At 48.0% G+C, this 19,748-nt stretch carries 18 protein-coding genes and 2 pseudogenes; 12 read left to right on the top strand and 8 right to left on the bottom strand.

All coding sequences use genetic code 11. The features are described 5' to 3' along the window. Positions 1-124: 124 nt before the first annotated feature. Together GSQ70_RS11585 and GSQ70_RS11580 are read right to left on the bottom strand one after the other, a co-directional pair. Positions 125-970, bottom strand: coding sequence for a DUF2971 domain-containing protein (locus tag GSQ70_RS11585; protein WP_158782679.1), 846 nt, complete (start codon positions 968-970; stop codon positions 125-127). A gap of 161 nt (positions 971-1,131) precedes the next feature. Beyond that, the gene (locus GSQ70_RS11580; RefSeq protein WP_158782678.1) at positions 1,132-1,920 is read right to left on the bottom strand and encodes a malate dehydrogenase; all 789 of its coding nucleotides are present in this window, start codon (positions 1,918-1,920) and stop codon (positions 1,132-1,134) included. An 844-nt stretch (positions 1,921-2,764) separates the two neighbouring features. On the opposite strand from GSQ70_RS11580, the pseudogene GSQ70_RS11575 reads away from it, so the two are divergent. After that, a pseudogene (locus GSQ70_RS11575) lies at positions 2,765-3,843 on the top strand (integrase domain-containing protein); the annotation flags it as partial. A 17-nt stretch (positions 3,844-3,860) separates the two neighbouring features. Here the strand turns inward: GSQ70_RS11575 and GSQ70_RS11570 are convergent. Continuing rightward, positions 3,861-4,770 (bottom strand): annotated as a pseudogene (locus tag GSQ70_RS11570) (integrase core domain-containing protein). Positions 4,771-5,214: 444 nt separating this feature from the next. On the opposite strand from GSQ70_RS11570, the gene GSQ70_RS11565 reads away from it, so the two are divergent. The 3 genes from GSQ70_RS11565 (at position 5,215) to GSQ70_RS11555 (ending at position 7,045) form a co-directional block, all read left to right on the top strand. Further along, complete coding sequence (locus GSQ70_RS11565; RefSeq protein WP_158782677.1) at positions 5,215-5,907, top strand: hypothetical protein; 693 nt, start codon at positions 5,215-5,217, stop codon at positions 5,905-5,907. Continuing rightward, positions 5,904-6,128 (top strand): hypothetical protein, encoded by a 225-nt coding sequence (locus tag GSQ70_RS11560; protein ID WP_158782676.1) that lies wholly within the window; start codon positions 5,904-5,906, stop codon positions 6,126-6,128. The genes GSQ70_RS11565 and GSQ70_RS11560 overlap by 4 nt, the downstream gene beginning before the upstream one ends. 443 nt (positions 6,129-6,571) lie before the next feature. After that, a complete protein-coding gene (locus GSQ70_RS11555; protein WP_158782675.1) occupies positions 6,572-7,045 on the top strand; it encodes a hypothetical protein in 474 nt (157 codons plus the stop codon). Between the two features lie 641 nt (positions 7,046-7,686). Here GSQ70_RS11555 and GSQ70_RS11550 read toward each other — a convergent pair. Further along, positions 7,687-8,724 (bottom strand): aldo/keto reductase, encoded by a 1,038-nt coding sequence (locus GSQ70_RS11550; protein WP_158782674.1) that lies wholly within the window; start codon positions 8,722-8,724, stop codon positions 7,687-7,689. A 232-nt stretch (positions 8,725-8,956) separates the two neighbouring features. Between GSQ70_RS11550 and GSQ70_RS11545 the strand changes: the two genes are divergently transcribed. The 3 genes from GSQ70_RS11545 (at position 8,957) to speG (ending at position 12,752) form a co-directional block, all read left to right on the top strand. Then, positions 8,957-9,862 (top strand): LysR substrate-binding domain-containing protein, encoded by a 906-nt coding sequence (locus GSQ70_RS11545; RefSeq protein WP_158782673.1) that lies wholly within the window; start codon positions 8,957-8,959, stop codon positions 9,860-9,862. A 1,310-nt stretch (positions 9,863-11,172) separates the two neighbouring features. Beyond that, complete coding sequence (locus tag GSQ70_RS11540) at positions 11,173-12,039, top strand: nucleoside-specific channel-forming protein Tsx (protein ID WP_158782672.1); 867 nt, start codon at positions 11,173-11,175, stop codon at positions 12,037-12,039. 155 nt (positions 12,040-12,194) lie between these two features. Continuing rightward, a complete protein-coding gene (gene speG, locus GSQ70_RS11535; protein ID WP_158785290.1) occupies positions 12,195-12,752 on the top strand; it encodes a spermidine N1-acetyltransferase in 558 nt (185 codons plus the stop codon). A gap of 40 nt (positions 12,753-12,792) precedes the next feature. Here the strand turns inward: speG and GSQ70_RS11530 are convergent, their stop codons facing one another. The 4 genes from GSQ70_RS11530 to GSQ70_RS11515 form a co-directional block, all read right to left on the bottom strand. After that, positions 12,793-13,212: a hypothetical protein gene (locus GSQ70_RS11530; RefSeq protein ID WP_158782671.1), complete on the bottom strand. Its 420-nt coding sequence runs from the start codon at positions 13,210-13,212 to the stop codon at positions 12,793-12,795. Positions 13,213-13,323: 111 nt separating this feature from the next. Beyond that, entirely contained in the window at positions 13,324-14,241 is a 918-nt protein-coding gene (mmuM, locus tag GSQ70_RS11525; RefSeq protein ID WP_370521110.1) for a homocysteine S-methyltransferase, read from the bottom strand. A gap of 1 nt (position 14,242) precedes the next feature. Further along, positions 14,243-14,404, bottom strand: a complete 162-nt coding sequence (locus GSQ70_RS11520; RefSeq protein WP_158782669.1) for a hypothetical protein — start codon at positions 14,402-14,404, stop codon at positions 14,243-14,245. A 164-nt stretch (positions 14,405-14,568) separates the two neighbouring features. Continuing rightward, complete coding sequence (locus tag GSQ70_RS11515; RefSeq protein ID WP_158782668.1) at positions 14,569-14,904, bottom strand: DUF2002 family protein; 336 nt, start codon at positions 14,902-14,904, stop codon at positions 14,569-14,571. A gap of 162 nt (positions 14,905-15,066) precedes the next feature. On the opposite strand from GSQ70_RS11515, the gene GSQ70_RS11510 reads away from it, so the two are divergent. The 5 genes from GSQ70_RS11510 to nrdF all read left to right on the top strand — a co-directional run bounded on the left by GSQ70_RS11510 (position 15,067) and on the right by nrdF (position 19,448). Continuing rightward, the gene (locus GSQ70_RS11510) at positions 15,067-15,393 is read left to right on the top strand and encodes a DUF883 family protein (protein ID WP_158782667.1); all 327 of its coding nucleotides are present in this window, start codon (positions 15,067-15,069) and stop codon (positions 15,391-15,393) included. Between the two features lie 266 nt (positions 15,394-15,659). Then, the gene (gene nrdH / locus GSQ70_RS11505; protein ID WP_158782666.1) at positions 15,660-15,902 is read left to right on the top strand and encodes a glutaredoxin-like protein NrdH; all 243 of its coding nucleotides are present in this window, start codon (positions 15,660-15,662) and stop codon (positions 15,900-15,902) included. A gap of 4 nt (positions 15,903-15,906) precedes the next feature. Then, entirely contained in the window at positions 15,907-16,317 is a 411-nt protein-coding gene (gene nrdI / locus GSQ70_RS11500) for a class Ib ribonucleoside-diphosphate reductase assembly flavoprotein NrdI (RefSeq protein ID WP_158782665.1), read from the top strand. Then, on the top strand, positions 16,314-18,440 hold the full coding sequence (gene nrdE / locus GSQ70_RS11495) for a class 1b ribonucleoside-diphosphate reductase subunit alpha (RefSeq protein WP_199257325.1): 2,127 nt from the start codon (positions 16,314-16,316) through the stop codon (positions 18,438-18,440). The genes nrdI and nrdE overlap by 4 nt, the downstream gene beginning before the upstream one ends. A gap of 48 nt (positions 18,441-18,488) precedes the next feature. Beyond that, positions 18,489-19,448, top strand: coding sequence for a class 1b ribonucleoside-diphosphate reductase subunit beta (gene nrdF, locus GSQ70_RS11490; protein ID WP_158782663.1), 960 nt, complete (start codon positions 18,489-18,491; stop codon positions 19,446-19,448). Positions 19,449-19,748 lie beyond the last annotated feature (300 nt).

The raw sequence follows: 19,748 nt of genomic DNA, 5'->3' as shown, positions 1-19,748 counted from the left end.
TAGGCGCTCCCCCTTCTTAACGAGCGAATGATCTATTTGTTTCGCTATGTGTCGTAAGCGGATCTGCATTTATTTCTAATCACTGGACGTTATAGTCATCCTGTCTAATAAGTTTAACTTTTGGTTAGGCACGGAAAGGCGCACTAGTGTAAGAAATTTTTGTTTTTCTGTATCCATTGTAATGAAGAAGAAACTCAATACCTTGCTTCATGAACGCCCGGTTTTTACAGGGGCCGATCTTTACGCTTTTTAAGGGCAGGCGTCCGTTAGTAGCGTTATCTGTGCTTGCCTTTACTTCAAGATAAGGAATGAGACCGTGCTGATTTACCCTGAACTTAACCGGTGCTGAGTTTACATCCGGTTGTATGATAATCCGGTATTCGCTTTCTTCCCGAAAACTCTCGTGCTTGAAAAACGGTATTAATCTATTAATGATTTCATTAGCACCTGCATATTCAAAAAGCGGCTTCCCTATACTTTCCTCAATAATTTTCTCTTGCTGTAAAAAATTTAGAATCTCCGTTTTCGCTTCCAGAGTAGAATCAGGGCTGGAATAAAAAACTCTCTGAGATAAAATGTTAGACCCACGAAAATCGAGGGAGTTTTCTAACTCTTCACTGTCAAACTCCAGGCATACACCCTGCGATGCGGCGTAGCCTCGCCACTGACTAAGCAGGTCTGAGTTCTGGCAGAATGAGATATTATAATTATGTTTCCCCCGAAATAACTGGTGCCCATATAGTGTATTTCTTAAGATACTGATGCTTTTTTCACTCAGATCTTCATTCAGATGTTTAAGTGCATTTTCGAAAGCAGTAATCCCATGATTCATTTCCTCTTCGTCATTAAGGAAATGTACATTGGTCGCCCAAAGACAATGATTTTCAACGATGCCCTTGAGTCCGTTCAGGTCGGTGTAGTGGTATATCCTATTCATTCGTATCAGCCTATATAGAGAGAGGTCAATCATTATAAATCAATTATATCGCTGGACCCTGACATCATGCAGTGCTACTTTAACCACACTGGAAAGAATAGGTATTTTTTCCAGTTTCTGGCCTGCCGAATTTTGTTATTTTCAACCCACTGACACTGTGGCAAACTTTTATTTCCAGATTGATACTTACTGTGTCAGAACTGCGCAATAACCACCTTCACCTTTCCTTCCGCATCTCCAGATTCCAAATCGGCTTTCACACCTAAAGGGTTATTTATGTAACCATCAGGGTCATACACAAACAATATCAGCGTTTCGCAGTCCTGATGAGCGCGGTAGCGGGCCATATCAATAAGTAGCTCTCCGCCGACCTTACCGGCTCCCAGTGATTCACGGGTTTTCTTCACCTCGATCACAATTTTTTCTTTTTTCAAAAGAAAGTCCTGTCTTGAAGCTGCGCCCGCAAAGCTGGGGGTATACTCTTCCGCTCTGATATCATTAAAGTGCAAAGTCAGCAGCGCATAAACCAAATCCTGCACGTCATACTCATCGTTAACTTCAAGCGGCGCACGGCCATTATATCGTCTCTTTAATTGACGGACAAAGGCCGGAAACCTGTTCAAAATATTCAATACGAGACCTAGTGCTGAACCCTCCACAGATGTTTCAGCACTGACTGCGGAGTGCGAAAGGTCATCTCTCGCAGCATCAAACAACGGCTTATAACTTCTTATCAGCGTGTTATAATTAGTAGACCAGCTACTACTTACCGTATTAAAGTCATTATAATAGTCTGACTGTTTTCCGTAGCTGTCCTCGATTAACTTTTTCACTCTGGCAATCCAGTTTTTGTATTTACCAGAATCAACATAAGTTTCCATTTTGTGAGTGAGAACACTTTGGTCAATATATTTTGTAGAAAGCAATGCTTCATAATCCTGCTCAAGCGCCTTAAATCTCTCTACTAGGGTTTGCTTTGTCATAGTGCCATCCGGGCTAAATAGTTGGGTAACAAGATCTGTGTATATAGGAATTCTACCATGTCTGGCTTCCATCCCTTAAACTGGATGTTACGGCCATTCTGTCAAGTGGCCCGCATCTCAGTTTGCTGCAACCACAATCCTACATCTGGTATCATGTTTAACTGACATCATCAATATATGTAGTGTCCTGTAGGCCTATGCTGAGGCACATCGCGGCATTTGGCTGTTCGATCGCCGGAACCACGCAGGAAAAAATTCCCGGAAGTGCAAAATGTCAAGTACCGGGCGCGCCCCTATTCGATTTATTTAATTTTTACCTTTCAATAAGAAAGGAATGTTTTCTTATTTTTGCTGTGATTTGTATCCAACGGTTCTATGCTTGCTTTTGCTCATAAAGAACATGGCTTAACCTAAATCCAGTGCTTTGCTCAACGTAAGCAGTTATCGGGAATGAATTTCAGACGTACAAAATTTCAGCGTTGCGATCTACTTCAAGTAACATTAAATGTGCATTAGGTAAACAATTTTGATGTGAGGAAGTACGCTGTGCCCTACTCCATATACGTCTTAATAAAAGTAATTGGTATACGCTTTGGTATACGCACTTAAAATCAATTCAGATTTTTTATTTATATTCATAAAGATAAGTTATAAATACAGACTCCGCCAGCTCCGATGAAGTCCTAAGAGCCCGCACGGCGCAAGCCCTGCGGGCTTTTTTGTGCCTGTCATTTGTCCCGCGAAGTCCGAAGAGAACTAATTAAATCCGAACCTTTTAGGCCCATTGATAGGCCCAACGAAAAGCTCTATTGTTTTCGTTGGGCCTAAACGCATGGAGACTCCCATGGCAAGAAAAACCAAGCCGCTAACGGATACGGAAATCAAAGCCGCCAAACCTAAAGATGCCGATTACCAGCTGTATGATGGTGACGGGCTTACTCTGTTAATCAAGTCCAGTGGTAGCAAGCTCTGGCAGTTCCATTACTATCGACCTCTGACCAAGCAGCGAGCCAAACAGAGCTTCGGTGCCTACCCTGCCGTCTCGCTTTCTGATGCACGTAAACTCAGAGCCGAATCTAAAGTTTTATTGGCGAAAGACATTGATCCTCAGGAGCATCAGAAAGAACAGGTGAGAAATTCTCAAGAGGCCAAAACCAACACTTTCCTGTTAGTTGCTGAGCGTTGGTGGAATGTGAAGAAAGCCAGCGTAACAGAGGACTATGCCGACGACATCTGGCGTTCGCTTGAGAGAGATATTTTCCCAGCAATCGGTGATATCAGTGTCACTGAGATTAAGGCTCATACTCTGGTTAAAGCAGTGCAGCCTGTTCAGGCTAGAGGGGCATTAGAGACTGTTCGCCGCCTTTGTCAGCGTATTAACGAAGTCATGATTTACGCCCAGAACTCGGGCCTGATTGATGCGGTTCCCAGCGTAAACATCGGGAAAGCATTCGAGAAACCGCAGAAGAAAAACATGCCGAGTATCCGCCCGGATCAACTTCCACAGTTAATGCAAACAATGCGTACGGCAAGTATCAGTGTGTCCACGCGGTGTCTCTGTTCATGTGGCAGCTTCTCACCATCACCCGCCCTGCCGAAGCTGCTGAGGCTAGATGGGATGAGATCGATTTTGATGCTAGCGAATGGAAAATTCCAGCAGCCCGAATGAAGATGAACCGGGACCATACGGTTCCACTATCCAATGAGGCTCTCTCTATTCTGGAAATGATGAAATCACTCAGTGGTGGCCGAGAGTTTATCTTTCCCAGTCGCATTAAACCAACGCAGCCAATGAACAGCCAAACAGTGAATGCAGCACTCAAGCGTGCTGGCTTAGGAGGTTTACTCGTATCACACGGTTTACGTTCTATCGCTAGTACGGCACTCAATGAGGAAGGATTTCCTCCTGATGTCATTGAAGCAGTGTAAGTACACCCGTTTTAGTTCCACACACTTTTTGAGATTTCCGGGGTTTCAGCCATCAGCCGGTATTCTTTCGGCGTCAGGTTATTCAGGGATTCATGAGGGCGTTCGCTGTTATATTCAGCCAGCCAGCGCTCTGTTATTTCCCGTACTTCATTCAGTGTTCTGAACAGATAAAAATCCAGTATTTCTGTCCGGTACGTCCGGTTAAAGCGCTCGATAAAGGCATTCTGCGTGGGCTTGCCGGGCCTGATAAATTCCAGCATCACACCATGCTCTTCTGCCCATTGTGCCAGTGTCAGCGAGATCAGCTCTGGTTCATCGCCTCTGGCGTCGCCAGCGGAGCCGGATTACGCACCGGCAGGCGTTGTTTTCCCTTACGGCGAAAATTCAGTTTCAGCAGGCAGTAAATCCGGTAAACCCTTTTATGATTCCAGCCATGTCCCTGTCGGCGCAGGACCTGAAACAGCTTCTTAAACCCGTAGCGTGGATAACGTTCAGCCGCTTAAGTCAACATCCGGATCACCGGTTCATCACGCTGTGTGTCTGGCTGATAAAAATACACCGTCCTGCTCAGCGACAATGTCCTGCATGCCTGACGTAAGCTCAGGGCAAACTGCGCGGTCAGATAGCTGACCAGCTCACGCTTTATCGCTGGTTTTAAAGCTTTTTTTCAATGACATCTTTTAACGCCCGATTCTCAAGGCTCAGATCTGCAAACATCTGTTTCAGACGGCGGTTCTCATCCTCCAGATCTTTCATCTTTTTGATATCAGAGGCTTCCATACCGCCAGACTTCGCTTTCCAGTTGTAATAACTGGCTTCGGAAATACCGGCTTCCCGGCAGACATCCTTCACGGTGCGTCCGGCTTCGACGGACTTCAGAACGGCGATGATCTGGTGTTCGGTGAATCGGGCTTTACGCATGGCGATCTCCTTACGGGACATAGTCAGTATGCCGGAAGATCTCTGAAAGTGAATGGTCCGCTTTACAGGGATGCTTACATAATCCCGTTATTCCTGATCATGACTGAATTAGTGTCGGAAACGGGATCACGCGATCTAGAGCCAAATCAGAAACCACCGCCACATTCTTCCGGGCGCTTAGAGAACACCCCGCCGCCATCAATAAAGCCTCACCCATCCCTTTCAAATTACTGTCTTTGCTCCATAATCACTGTGAAAAAACACAGCGTAAACATAGTATTAACTCTGCAAGCAATTTGCTACGGTCTCCACTTAACTGTTTACAATCCACTTGCTAAACCACATAGTAACGGAGGTTAATCGACTACCAAATATTGTTTCAGTCCTGCACAGCAAGGGAGATCGGTTAGCCACTCTACGTAAGGAAGAATTTGAGAGGGAAAAGTGATTTACAACCAACTAATTAGCGATAAATTACAAGCTGATAAACAACTGGCCATTCTTTTGGATAAAGGTGTCCAAGGATCGGGTCGTATGGCACTGGAGCAGGCTAATAAAATTGCGTCAGGATTCACCCGGCTAACATGGTATTCATCTTGTTTCTTTGAAAACTACCAGGATGTTTGCTCTAATTTAAAGCACGAGGATATAAGATTTATTAAAGCATTGGTGAAGTTGACTCTTCATCCAGATGTAGTATTCAACATTGTCCAGATAATGGTTAAAGACATGTTAGGTGGACAGTCTGAAGAAAAAATAAACAAAATACATTTAATTCTTCTACAAAAAGGCGCAGGATTCGCGAGTAGTAGATACACAAGTAAAGCCTTTACCTTCTCCATTTCAACTGCTATTTGTTCTGGTTTTGGAATGCGAATTGCTATCGATAGTTTCACGACGAGTGTATCAAAATGGGGAGTTCTTGCGGTAGGCGTTTACTCATACGTTAAGGTTGCTGCTGATGCTGCCAGCCGATTAAAATCTCGTAAACCGATGGTATACGCAGCCTTGTATCAAGCCGAGCTTGAAATGCTTTACTTCATTATTGAGCCAATATTCTCAAAGATTGATACCACCAGTTATTCAATGAAGAGCGAAAATGAGATAGCATCAGACATAATGAGATTAATCAAATGAAAAAATTACTTAAGCTACTATGGGATGATTTTATTGATGACATCATTGTTGCATACATCCCCGTCGCCAGCATAATAGCATTCTCAATCATTGCGATGATATTCTGGCCTAAATATGCTTGGGAGTCCATTATTTTCTATATTATATTAATTCCTGTCGGTTTGTACTTTTATCGAAAAAAACACCCTAACCTTAATCCTTTCAGTAAGAATAAAAAATAAAAAACTGGCTTACGCCGTGCCAGTTTTTTATGCAGGAAAAACCACTGTCAAATAAGCACAACAGGATGGTTATGGAATAACAGGAAGCTGTCATAGATAATTTTTAAGTTAAAAAATGCTACGTTTTCATTCCATCTGGCATGATATCGACAATATACACGACTCGGACAAATACCGCTTGGTACCCTGGCATCTTCAGCTCTTTTAATGGTTCCGACATAACTTTGTGAAAGGTTTGGCCTGCAACATTGTGGTGATGTTCTTTTCATGCTCTCATAGATTATGAAGATGCATATAAGCAAAGTGTTCAGTTCGATTTGATAAGCTTTCTTGCTATATTCATATCTGGCATCAATATGCATCAACACCTCTGAGACTGGTTGTAGCTGAAAGATTGAAGGCTTCTGAAGAACACTCTCTATGGACAAACGGCTGAACTGAACATGAAAGAAGTTACTACAGTAGCGCTAACAGAAGTGACTGAAGCAACGAATACCTCCCAGGCTGAGTCTGAGGTTTTGATTGAAAGCCACCCAACAGGGATCATCATTCCTGGTAAAGTGCTGGAAGCCGCAACAATAGTTGATGCGTATCGTTATCTTTTGTTCGTGACTGATGACATTATCTTTGAAGAAACCTTGACGGTTCTACTGATCGAGCTTCCTCAGGGAATAGTTGAGAAACTGGTTATCGGAGGTGTTTACGCTTCAGGTCATTTTGAAGGACTGACAGTTTCGCCCCACTCCGTAAGGTTTAGTTTCATTGGCGATACGATCTGGACGATAAAAGTCCCGGAATCGCCGATGTTTAAGTTGCCGTTCTCCGCTCCTCGCGGTGTGAGCCGCCCAATGGGATTAAGAAAATATATTGATATCTCTGCTAACACTTTTCCAGCCAGGGCTGACAGTAGCCGTTAGGGCAGTCTACAGCCTGTATGTTATACCTTCGACTAAACAACATCGATTTACGCTTAGGTATACCATGTAAAGTTAGAATCGGGGAAAAACTACAAAAGCACAGTTCCCGATAATAAAATCGCATCAGATATCACGAGACTAATAAAATGAATAGATTATTTGCAGTATGGTCTAGCTCTATTAAAGATGATTTTATTTTTGGTTACTTCCCTGTTTGCATAGCCATTATACTGGGTGGTATATCATATAAAATCTGGCCCAATCACATACTGTTAACTGTTGTATCGTCTTTTCTTCTTATAGAATTAGCGTTAATTATATATTTTAAAAAAATATCTAACAAAATAAAAGATAACAAACCCGGTTTTAAAGCCAGGCCTGGTAATGATGCAAAATGCAGTCCAGTCACAAAAAGAGAGAGGCACCTGGCTCGACTACACAACACCTGGCAGCGGCCGAAATCTGGCGCTCATCAACCGTCCAGCATAAATATCTCCGCCTCCCCTACTCCGGCCAGAGCTGACAGGACCAGTCAGGACGTCCGCAGAAGTCCTGGGAGCCCATACGGTGATAACCTTGTGGGCTTTTTTATGTCTGTAATGTATCCTGCGAAGTATTAACTCCCTTGGTTCTTTACTCCCCTAAACAGGATGCGGATACCTGCCTGCATTCTGGTGATCTATCATCCAGCCGGGATAGTAAGGAGGAAGTGCGCTGACTGAATCGAGCCGTTCAAGCTCATCTTCACTCAGAACAATATCGACCGCAGCGAGATTGTCTTCGAGCTGCTCAAGACGTTTTGCACCGATAATAACGCTGGTAACCTGTGGTCTGGAAAGTAACCAGGCAAGCGCTATCCTGCTCACTGTGACACCACGCGCATCGGCAATGGTGCGCATCTCAGCCACACATCGCCATGCCTGTGCAAGTTCGACGGGGGGAAAGTCGAAGTGGCTTCGCCGGGAACCTTCTTCCGTTGGGGCTCCGGGACCAAACTTCCCGGAGAGTAACCCACCGGCAAGGGGCGACCAGACAAGCAGGCCCATCCTCTCTTCTGTAACCAGTGGAACCAGTTCACGCTCCACGTCTCGCCCGGCGATCGAATAATACGCCTGCAGCGTCTCGAAACGAGTGGCGTGAAGCGCTTCGCTCAGCCCCAGAGCTTTACCCAGCTTGCCTGCAGGCCAGTTTGAAACGCCGACATAACGAATTAATCCCTGCCGCGTCAGGTCATCAAGGGCCCGAAGTGTTTCCTCAACGGGAGTAACCGGATCGCAGGTATGAATCTGGTAAAGATCAATATGATCTACCTGAAGCCGCTCCAGGCTTCTTTGCACCGAATCCATGATATGCCCGCGTGACGCGCCCTGATCGTTGGGTTTATCTCCCATTACACCCGCTGTTTTGGTAGCCAGAACTACCTCACTCCTGGCTATTCCCAGATCTCTCAGGGCCTGACCTACCCTACGTTCTGACTGGCCAAAAGAATAAACATCAGCCGTATCGATGAAGTTAACACCTTGGGCAAAAGCACCGGCAATCAGCAGGTTAGCCTCACGCTGATCAAGCGCCCCAATTTCCGACCATACTCCCGCATCGGGGTTACCGCCGAGCGTCATGGTGCCAAGACAAAGCTCCGAGACGAAGAGACCTGTCCGGCCCAGTTGATTATATTTCATCACTTTCTTCCTGATAAATTATTGTAACGAAGCACTGAAACCTGTGTTTAACCCAGCCAGCAAACGGGCAACTTAGGATTTCCCGTTGTTCAACTGCTGAGCAATTTCAGCGACATGTGCGCCATAGCGACGTGCCGTTTCAAGGCGGACGAACGTTTTGGCTAGTCTATTGTGTGGAAGATAGGATATAAATAACGCAATAAATAACTCACTGTTCCCTTCAGGATGAACAATGAAGAATCTTGATGCTCTGGTAATTTTTTCGCGTGTTGCTGAAATGGCCAGCTTTACCCGTGCGGCCGAAAGTATGGGAACACAAAAAGGACGAGTCTCCGCAGTAATCCGGGAGCTTGAGCGGGAAGTCGGTGTTGCACTGCTGCACCGTACCACGCGCAGCGTGCAGCTTACGGAAGATGGCCGGGTCTTTTATTCCCGTGCGCGTGACCTGCTTGCAGAAGCGCAGGAGTTGCAGTCCATGTTTGCAGACAAAGATGCTCAGCTGAGGGGAAAATTACGGGTTGATATGCCAACCGAGCTGGCACGCAGCGTGGTCGTTCCCGCCTTGCCACAACTGCTTTCAGCGCATCCAGAGCTGGAACTGGAACTCTCCAGCACTGACCGTCGTGTCGATCTTGTTCAGGAAGGTTTTGATTGTGTAATCCGCCTCGGCCCCGTCATTGACGAAACTCTCATTGCCCGGCCACTCGGACATCTGCGTATGATAAATGTGGCAAGTCCGGACTATCTGGAACGCTATGGTGTGCCTCATACCATCGACGATTTGATCAATCAGGGACACCAGATGGTTCACTACACACGTACATTTGGCTCCAGACTCGCCGGATGGGAATATCCTGACGGCGATGGCTATTCATCGCTTCCTCTGCCGGGTGTGATGCAAGTCAACAGCGTACAGACCTATCACGAAGCCGGACTTGCAGGTGTTGGGTTAATTCAGGCTGGCTATTCGTCACTCAGACACCACCTTGAACGGGGTGCTCTGGTGGAAATATTGCCCGGCCTGCGTCCGGCACCTCTCGCAGCATCACTTGTGGTAGCCCACCGGCGTAATCTTTCGCAACGGGTCCGTACCTTCATCACCTGGATCGAAACTACACTGGAGCCCTGGCTGGATTAACAGGCAGCCAGAAATCATCTTCGGCCGGGAGTGGCGCTTAATTCATAAAGGGATGTGATATTTTTTCTGGGTTACATTTGGTTGTTATTGCTTTTCTTTTAACGTTTATTTACCCACTAAATTCTTTTAAGTCAGCATAATGTTTCTTTACCCACCATAAAGTTCATCTAAATCTTATTATTGATAACCAGTACTCCTAAGATTAATCTAACAGAGAATCTCATAACCTTCTGCGACACCAGTGCAACCTCTAAGACTAAAATTAGAGCAACACTCTCCAGAAAAAAGTAACTACCTGATAATTAGCACTAATTTCAATCAAAAATCACAAACTATCAAATAATTAACAATGCCATCGAAATTGGCACCTCCCACTACCATAAACATTAAAATATAAAAACCGCTTAAAACGCAACTTAACTCAAATCAGAAATTATGAATCAAAAATCACTTTAGAATATATCCGGAATGATTCGTATTTATTAAGATACAATCGATCCTTTTTTGTTCAAATTATAACATACATACCCAAATACCCTAAACTAATAAAATTAAATATCCAATTCCCCACTTTAAGTATTAGTTTTTACTGTCGTGATATTTATAATCGATACTTCAGTTAAGAATGATTCACTTAATGCCCCAGCATTCACTGCCTCATTCTTACTCTGAAATAAGGCTGTACATAAATCTAAAGATGAGCTTCCCGGCCTTATGGCCGGGCTTTTTTATTTCCTTCACGTTAATTTAGATTAATTTAATGTTAAATAATTTACTTAACTCAAATTAATTTTTGTGTCACCGATTAATATTTTTTCATAACAAACTGCGTCCTGATATCAGCCTTGCTACAGAAACAATACCTCAGCCCTGGACCTGTAGTTGTATAAAAATCGAACTCACTCCATTCTGGATACAGAGCAAAACCATAAGTAAAACTTATAAAAATATCACCTGTCAGTGCACAAAATTCACTACTGTGTTCCAGTTTGTTGAAGCCATTTCACTTCCCCACCGAGGCAAACGATTACTCACGGTAAAAATTCATCTGAGAACGTCACCGAATCCTCTCTCTCACTGAATGCTTATATATGTGATGCATATCACACTTTAATTGAACTGAAATGAAACAAGGTTTGACAAGTGTGATCAATCTCTATTTCCTTAAACGCGGATGACGGCACACTGCCACAACATCCGGTACGGGTGTTTTCCGCTGTAAATACAGCCACCCACTTCTCCCCTGATAACGTCTTAATAAGACCATCGCGCTGTCAGCAGAAAATGGTCGATAAGCATGTGGTAATATAATGAAATATAAAATTGTGATGGCTGGCGCCCTGGCTGCGCTTTCTTATAGTGCCTCTTCTTTTGCTGCAACCGATGGTCCTGAATATGTTTCCGACTGGTGGCACCAGAGCGTAAACGTGGTGGGTAGCTACCACACCCGCTTTGGACCTCGTCTGAATAACGACGTTTATCTGGAATATGAAGCCTTCGCCAAAAAAGACTGGTTCGACTTTTATGGTTACGTTGATGTGCCTAAATTCTTCGGCGCGGGTAATTCAAATGACAGCGGCATCTGGGACAAAGGTTCTCCCCTGTTTATGGAGATCGAACCTCGTTTCTCTATTGATAAGCTGACCAACACCGATCTGAGCTTCGGCCCGTTCAAAGAGTGGTACTTTGCCAACAACTATATCTACGATATGGGCCATAACAGCGCGAACCGTCAGAATACCTGGTATATGGGGCTGGGCACCGATATCGATACCCATTCTGATGTCGGCCTGTCGCTGAACGTCTATGCCAAATATCAGTGGGAGAACTACGGTGCTGCCAATGAAAACAGCTGGGATGGTTATCGCTTCAAGGTGAAATACTTCGTGCCAATCACCACCCTTTGGGGCGGTAACCTGAGCTACGTAGGCTTCACCAACTTTGACTGGGGTTCAGACCTGCGTGACAAGTCTGATGCTTCGCGCACCAGCAATTCCATTGCCTCAAGCCATATCCTCTCGCTGGGCTATGATCACTGGCACTACTCCTTCGTAGCGCGCTGGTTCCACAACGGCGGACAGTGGGCTGATGGCCAGGAACTCAACTTCGGCAACGGTCCGTTCGAAGTGAAATCCACTGGCTGGGGTTACTACCTGGTGGTTGGCTACAACTTCTGATTTAGCTTAACCGCTGTTAAACCGCCAGCCACTTTTTCCGGCTGGCGGCTCAGTTATTGATCCAGCTCCTGCCCTGCTCAGTGCCATTCCTCACCGCCAGACGTATACTTCTTCAGGCAATAATGCATCTGCAACAAGGAAAATATATGTCTGCCATGCCTGCAGAACAGGGTGTCAAACTCCGTCCGCTGGAACGGGAAGATCTGAGATTTGTTCACCAGCTGGATAATAACGCCAGCGTCATGCGTTACTGGTTTGAAGAACCTTATGAGGCGTTTGTCGAACTGTCCGATCTTTATGACAAACACATTCACGACCAGAGCGAACGCCGATTTGTAGTGGAATATGAAGGGGATAAGGCCGGACTGGTTGAACTGGTTGAGATCAATCACATTCATCGCCGGGCAGAATTTCAGATTATCATCGCCCCCAGCCATCAGGGCAAAGGGCTGGCCAGTAAAGCGGTCAGGCTGGCGATGGATTACGGTTTCTCAGTGCTCAACCTCTACAAGTTGTACCTGATTGTCGATAAAGAGAACGAAAAGGCGATCCACATCTATTCCAAGTTAGGTTTTGAAATTGAAGGGGAACTGATCCATGAGTTCTTCATCAACGGTGAATACCGTAATACCATCCGCATGTGCATCTTCCAGCCGCAGTATCTGGCCAGGCACAAGCCGCCTCATACGATGGTTCAGCCTACCGCACAATAAGTCGTTCTGTTCCGGGGCACCTTACCAATGCCCCAATTTATCAGCCGCGCGCGCCCACCGGATTCATAATGGTCTGCACTTTTGCTGGCTCAATGTTATACATCCCCCCGTTGAACGGGTCGACAATCAGCCAGCCCGGGAAACCGCCCAGAGGGATGTTGCCCAGGATATACCAGAGGTTAGCCCTCTCCTCCAGCGGGATGGTCTGCGGGACATAACCCGCACGCTCAAGCTGCAGCGTATATTTTTTCTTGCCTAAGTAACTGCCGTCAGATTTCTCAAGCGTCACGGTTTTCGGGGTGATACCTTCAGCAACTGCTCTTCCAGTCTCATCCTGCACCACAAACTTCACGCCCTGAGGCCACGTCTGGATCGCCACATCCTGGGTTTTATCGCCCACTATTGTTGCACAGCCGCTCAGCAACCACGCTGAAGCCAGTGCCAATAAAAGCTTTCTCATAAGCCTTCCTGCCGGATTAAATATTCAGAATAGTCTAAGCGCAGTGAGGCGGGTTTTCATTATTAACACCCGGCAAGTGCGGGCGTTATAACGCAAATTTTCAGTGGGTTATCACGAGCGGCAATGTTGAGCAATGGCCGCGATGTCGGCAGGCGTGGTCCGGCAGCAGCCGCCTATCAGCTTCGCACCGACTTTTTGCCAGACCTGAAGATTATCAATCAGTGTGCAGGTGGAAGCATCACTGTGCCATGTTTTGCTGGTGGCATCATACTGCTCACCAGAATTTGGATAGACCACCAGCGGCCTGGCAGTCAGCGATGAAAGGGCTTCCAGCGCTGCGGTTACTTTATCCAGTGCGATGCAGTTAATGCCCAGCGCGACGGCCTGCGGGCAACCGTCCAGCAGAGCCACCACTTCACTTAGCGGCGTGCCATCGCTCAGGTGTTCGCTGTCACGCAGCGTAAAGGAGAACCATGCTGGCGTGGCCGGGAATTCCTGTAGCAGAGCCACCAGCGCCTGGATTTCCGCAAAGGAAGGCAGGGTCTCACAAGCCAGGATATCTGCACCCGCATCAATCAGGGCTCGAATGCGCGGACGATGGAAATCCATCATTTCCTGCTGCGGCAGCGAATAATCGCCACGATATTCCGAGCCATCCGCCAGGAAAGCACCATAAGGTCCGACAGACCCCGCTATCAGCAACGCTCCCGCCTCCGGATGCTCAGCAAGATAATCCCCTCTGGCGCGGCTGGCCAGCTCAACGCTGCGGGCAATCAGCTGCAGCGAATCTCCTGTACTCAGCCCACGCTTTGCAAAACCCTGGGGCGTAGCCTGATAGCTGGCGGTAATAGCAACTTGTGCGCCCGCTTTAAAGTAGTCGTAGTGAACCTGGTAGATTAGTTCCGGATTTTCAATCAGTACCTTCGCCGACCACAGCGCGTCGGTCAAATCGCAGCCGCGCGCTTCCAGTTCGGTCGCCATTGCGCCATCCAGCACCAGGCCAGCGGCTACCCTTTGTTGCACGGTCATATCAGTCGGAAACATGCTGAATCTCCTTCGCGGTATCGCGCTTCTTCAACAACTGCGTGAAACAGTAAGCCCCATAACAGAGCGCCACAAAAGGCAGGCCGCAGTGGCGGGTTTTCATGCTGCGTTTGAATTGTTGCGCGGTGTCCTGCTGAGTTTGCTGCATCGCTGATTTATCCGTATAGACGTCTAAACTTCCACATAAGCCAGCGTTATACCGATTATTCCGCAGCAAAACAACGGTACAGAGTGTGGGGATGAGTGCAGCAGAAGAGAGGTTTCAGCGCCATCAGTACAGATATGCGCTGAATTCACGAGGATCGTCAGAGATTATCCGAACATAAGAGTGATGTAACGCTCCAGCGCCGCACGCGAACTGAAGCCGTGTGGGATGCCGTAGTGATCCTGATTGTCACCGGCCAGATACATTGGAAACTGCACATAGTGTTCACAGGTTTTCATATCGGAAGCGGGTTCCGCATAGCTGTGGCTTTTTTCTTTTAACGTCGGGTGGATCACCAGTGCGGTACGGCCCATCCTTGCTTCACGGTTCACATACACGTAGCTGTCTCCGCGGCGGTATCCATAGGCTTTTGCGGTCACCGCATCCATCTCAAACCCCGCTTTTTCCAGTACGCGAGCAACCTCATCAGGGCGTAAATACATGCTTAATCCTCTAAAACGTGCCAACCCAGCAACCTTACAACAGCGTGAAGGGCTGGCGCTTTCGGAATAATCCAGAAACGGCCCGGATCCCGGTTCGGGTCACTAAAAATCTCTGTAATGGTCTACAGTTAATAGTACGTTTCATATCCAGGGGAGAGATAAATGTTTAACCGGACACCTAAAAACGAAGACATTGATATCAATCAGGACGTTTCACAGCTGGCTGATACCCTTGACGATCTGCTGAAATCTTACGGCAGCAAAACAAAGGATGAAGTTGATGGCGCGCGTTCACGTGCTGAAGCTTTGCTGAAAGAAACCCGCGCTAAATTGCATGGCCGCAACCGTGTTACTCAGGCGGCAAAAGATGCTGGCGATCACGTTGATTCTTATGTCCGTGACAAGCCCTGGCATGGCGTGGGAATTGGTACTGCATTGGGCGTTTTTGTGGGCGCGCTGATTGCCACTACCACAACTTCCCGTCACTGATCCCGTCCTTTCCCACCGAAATCCCTGCAGTTTGCGCTGCGGGGATTTTTTTTATCTGGCCTCAAGCCTCTGGTGACAAGGCTTCGCAACGGTCAGAATAAAGAAATCATAAAAACCTGGATATTGCGTGGTTGCAATTCCAAACCACTATATCTAGTATTTAACTCATTGAGACAGCCACTACATGTGGCACTCCGGCGGTAACGATAGTCAGCAAAAATCGTGCCATTCGAGACGTCATCCGGCCAACAAGGTAAATACGAATCATGCGCATTATTATTTACACAAAGAACAACTGTGTCCAGTGCAATGCGACGAAAAATGCGATGGATAAGCAGGGCATCGATTACCAGCTGGTCAATCTCGACCATGAACCCGCCGCAGTGGAAACGCTGAAATCCATGGGCTACCGCCAGGTGCCGGTGGTGATGGCGGAAGAAGATCACTGGAGCGGTTTCCGCCCGGATAAAATCTCTGCCCTCCGTCAGTTCTCCGCCATGCGGGGCTGAGCAGATGTCGACACTGGTCTATTTCTCCAGCCAGTCGGAAAACACGCATCGCTTTGTCCTTCGCACCGGCTTACCCGCCCTGCGCATTCCGCTGGAGAGTGAACACTGCCTGAGGGTCGATCAACCCTATATCCTGGTTGTCCCCAGCTATGGCGGCGGCACGGCCAGGGGAGCAGTGCCCAGACAGGTCATCCAGTTTTTAAACGATGTCAGTAACCGCCAGCTAATCCGCGGTGTGATTGCCGCGGGGAACCGTAATTTTGGTGAAGCCTATTGTCTGGCAGGCACCATCATTGCGCAGAAATGTCAGGTGCCGTGCCTGTACCGCTTTGAACTGCTGGGCACCCGTGACGACATCGCTAACGTATCTCAGGGAGTAACCGAATTTTGGCAGCGACAGAAAGTACACTCATAATCCCAAATCCGGCCGCAGCGGATTACCACTCGCTGAACGCGATGCTTAATCTCTATGACGCAGACGGCAAAATTCAGTTCGATAAAGACCATGAGGCGACCCGCCACTATTTTCTGCAGCACGTGCTGCCGAACAGCGTCACCTTTGATTCGGTGGGCGAGCGCTTACAGTATCTGGTTTCTGAAGGCTATTACGAGGCGGAGGTGCTTAACGCTTACCCATTCGAATTTGTCAGTTCGCTGTTTGAACAGGCCTACGCACGCCGTTTCCGATTCCAGACATTCCTTGGTGCCTGGAAATTTTACACCAGCTACACGCTGAAAACGTTTGATGGCAAACGCTATCTGGAAGGTTTCACCGAGCGCGTCTGCATGGTCGCTCTGACGCTGGCGAAAGGTGACCAGACGCTGGCCCTGTCGCTGATGGAAGAGATGCTGGCCGGGCGCTTCCAGCCTGCCACCCCGACTTTCCTGAACTGCGGTAAGCAGCAGCGCGGCGAACTGGTCTCCTGCTTCCTGCTGCGCATCGAAGACAATATGGAATCCATTGGCCGCGCGGTAAACTCGGCCCTGCAGCTCTCCAAACGTGGCGGCGGCGTGGCGTTTCTGCTGTCGAACCTGCGTGAATCCGGTGCCCCCATCAAGCGTATTGAAAACCAGTCGTCCGGGGTGATCCCGGTGATGAAAATGCTGGAAGATGCCTTCTCTTACGCCAACCAGCTGGGCGCGCGTCAGGGCGCTGGCGCAGTATATCTGCACGCTCATCACCCCGATATCCTGCGCTTTCTGGATACCAAACGAGAAAACGCCGACGAGAAAATCCGCATCAAAACGCTGTCGCTTGGCGTGGTGATCCCGGATATCACCTTCCAGCTGGCGAAAACTAACCAGCCAATGGCGTTGTTTTCTCCTTATGACGTGGAGCGGATTTACGGTCAGCCGTTTGCGGATATCAGCATCAGCGAGAAGTACGAAGAGATGTTGGCCGACGATCGCATTCGCCGCACCTTTATTAATCCACGTGAGTTCTTCCAGACGCTGGCGGAAATTCAGTTTGAGTCTGGCTATCCCTACATCATGTTTGAAGACACGGTGAACCGTGCGAACCCGATTCAGGGCAGGATCAATATGAGCAATCTTTGCTCGGAGATCCTGCAGGTCAACACGCCTACCGAGTACAACGACGATCTCAGCTATCGTCGCATCGGCAAGGATATTTCCTGCAATCTCGGCTCGCTGAACATCGCGCACACCATGGACTCTCCGGATTTTGCCCGCACGGTGGAAATCGCAGTGCGCGGCCTGACCGCAGTCTCGGATCAAAGCCATATCAACTCAGTGCCTTCGATTGAGCGCGGCAATGCGCAGTCACACGCTATTGGTCTGGGGCAGATGAACCTGCATGGCTATCTGGCGCGTGAAGGCATTCAGTACGGCTCAGAAGCCGGGCTGGATTTCACCAATCTTTACTTCTACACCATCACTTACCACGCGCTGCGCACTTCAAACCTGATTGCTCAGGAGCGCGGAGAGCGTTTTGCCGGTTTTGAGGATTCCCGCTATGCCAGCGGAGAATACTTCGAACAGTATGTGAATCAGAGCTGGCAGCCGCGCACTGCAGAAATTGCCGCGCTGTTTCAACGTGCCGGTTTCACCCTGCCCTCGCAGCAGGACTGGCTGGAACTGCGCAATCTGGTCATGGAACACGGAATTTACAACCAGAATCTGCAGGCAATTCCGCCAACGGGGTCTATCTCTTATATCAATCACGCCACTTCCAGCATCCACCCGATTGTGTCGCGTATTGAAATTCGAAAAGAGGGAAAAACCGGCCGCGTCTATTACCCTGCGCCATTTATGAATAACGATAACCAGGCGTTTTACCGCGATGCTTATGACATCGGGCCTGAAGCGATTATCAATACCTATGCTGAAGCCACCCGCCACGTCGATCAGGGGCTGTCGCTGACGCTGTTCTTCCGCGATACCGCCACCACTCGCGACATTAATAAGGCGCAGATATACGCCTGGAAAAAAGGTATCAAGACGCTCTATTACATCCGCCTGCGCCAGATGGCCCTGCTGGGTACCGAAGTCGAAGGCTGCGTTTCCTGCTCGCTGTAAGCTAACACCCAGAGGGCAGGCCAGCAGCCTGCCCCGGAAGACTAAATAATGAAACTAAAACGTATTCACGCCATTAACTGGAATCAGATCGAAGACGAGAAGGATCTGGAGGTCTGGAACCGCCTGACGTCTAACTTCTGGCTGCCGGAAAAGGTGCCACTGTCCAATGATATTCCCGCCTGGAACAGCCTGAACGCTGACGAACAGCAGCTGACTATCCGGGTCTTTACCGGCCTGACGCTGCTGGATACGATCCAGAATACCGTCGGTGCTCCGGCACTGATGGAAGATGCACTGACGCCTCATGAAGAGGCGGTGATGTCCAATATCAGCTTTATGGAAGCGGTGCATGCCCGCTCATACAGCTCGATTTTCTCCACGCTCTGTCACTCCAGTGATGTGGACGCCGCCTATGTCTGGAGCGAAGAGAATCAATCCCTGCAGCGTAAAGCCGATATCGTGCTGGAGCATTACCACCATGCTGACCCGCTGAAAAAGAAAATAGCCAGCGTGTTTCTGGAGTCATTCCTCTTTTACTCCGGTTTTTATCTGCCGATGTACTGGTCCAGCCGCGGCAAGCTGACCAACACCGCCGATCTGATCCGTTTAATCATCAAAGATGAAGCGGTTCATGGCTATTACATTGGCTATAAGTACCAGAAAGCGCTGGAGAAAGAGAGCCAGGCGCGGAGGGATGAACTGCAGCAGTTTGCTGTAGAACTGTTGCTGGCGCTTTACGAGAACGAACTGGTCTATACTGCCGAATTGTACGACGGGGTGGGCTGGACGGAAGAGGTGAACAAATTCCTGCATTACAACGCCAACAAAGCGCTGATGAACCTCGGCTACGAGGCGTTGTTCCCGGCGGAACTGACTGACGTCAACCCGGCAATCCTCTCAGCCCTGTCGCCCAATGCGGACGAAAACCACGACTTCTTCTCCGGTTCCGGATCCTCCTATGTGATGGGCAAAGCGGTCGATACTGAAGACGAAGACTGGAATTTTTAAGCCCCTTTCAGGTGGCTGAGCCCTTCGGCCACTTTAACCTGCTTTCCGTGCCATTATTTTTTTATTAATCAGCCGTTCAACCAAGATCGGATGACAAATAAATGACATTTTCCCTCGCTTTATTTGACAGAAAAATGCGACACCTGACGCAATATTTTGCCAGCCAAACGGTGTTTTTGCGGCGAAATATTCATTTTTTTTAGCCCATTGAAATTCCCCTCAATCCCTTACCCCCTCTGGCATTTTCGGAGATTGCTGTCTCAACCTGAATTTCCAGAAAGCGCCTGAAGGGTTGTCTCA

The sequence above is a fragment of the Pantoea sp. BAV 3049 genome (assembly GCF_009765445.1).
GTDB lineage: Bacteria > Pseudomonadota > Gammaproteobacteria > Enterobacterales > Enterobacteriaceae > Erwinia.
The sequence above is the reverse complement of the archived record's forward strand: the minus strand, read 5'-3'. Positions and strand labels throughout refer to the sequence as shown.

Coding starts and splice junctions, on each gene's coding strand:
- GSQ70_RS11585 (WP_158782679.1), bottom strand. CDS start 970: ATGATTGACCTCTCTCTATATAGGCTGATACGAATGAATAGGATATAC.
- GSQ70_RS11580 (WP_158782678.1), bottom strand. CDS start 1,920: ATGACAAAGCAAACCCTAGTAGAGAGATTTAAGGCGCTTGAGCAGGAT.
- GSQ70_RS11560 (WP_158782676.1), top strand. CDS start 5,904: ATGAAAAAATTACTTAAGCTACTATGGGATGATTTTATTGATGACATC.
- GSQ70_RS11555 (WP_158782675.1), top strand. CDS start 6,572: ATGAAAGAAGTTACTACAGTAGCGCTAACAGAAGTGACTGAAGCAACG.
- GSQ70_RS11550 (WP_158782674.1), bottom strand. CDS start 8,724: ATGAAATATAATCAACTGGGCCGGACAGGTCTCTTCGTCTCGGAGCTT.
- GSQ70_RS11545 (WP_158782673.1), top strand. CDS start 8,957: ATGAAGAATCTTGATGCTCTGGTAATTTTTTCGCGTGTTGCTGAAATG.
- GSQ70_RS11540 (WP_158782672.1), top strand. CDS start 11,173: ATGAAATATAAAATTGTGATGGCTGGCGCCCTGGCTGCGCTTTCTTAT.
- speG (WP_158785290.1), top strand. CDS start 12,195: ATGCCTGCAGAACAGGGTGTCAAACTCCGTCCGCTGGAACGGGAAGAT.
- GSQ70_RS11530 (WP_158782671.1), bottom strand. CDS start 13,212: ATGAGAAAGCTTTTATTGGCACTGGCTTCAGCGTGGTTGCTGAGCGGC.
- mmuM (WP_370521110.1), bottom strand. CDS start 14,241: ATGACCGTGCAACAAAGGGTAGCCGCTGGCCTGGTGCTGGATGGCGCA.
- GSQ70_RS11520 (WP_158782669.1), bottom strand. CDS start 14,404: ATGCAGCAAACTCAGCAGGACACCGCGCAACAATTCAAACGCAGCATG.
- GSQ70_RS11515 (WP_158782668.1), bottom strand. CDS start 14,904: ATGTATTTACGCCCTGATGAGGTTGCTCGCGTACTGGAAAAAGCGGGG.
- GSQ70_RS11510 (WP_158782667.1), top strand. CDS start 15,067: ATGTTTAACCGGACACCTAAAAACGAAGACATTGATATCAATCAGGAC.
- nrdH (WP_158782666.1), top strand. CDS start 15,660: ATGCGCATTATTATTTACACAAAGAACAACTGTGTCCAGTGCAATGCG.
- nrdI (WP_158782665.1), top strand. CDS start 15,907: ATGTCGACACTGGTCTATTTCTCCAGCCAGTCGGAAAACACGCATCGC.
- nrdF (WP_158782663.1), top strand. CDS start 18,489: ATGAAACTAAAACGTATTCACGCCATTAACTGGAATCAGATCGAAGAC.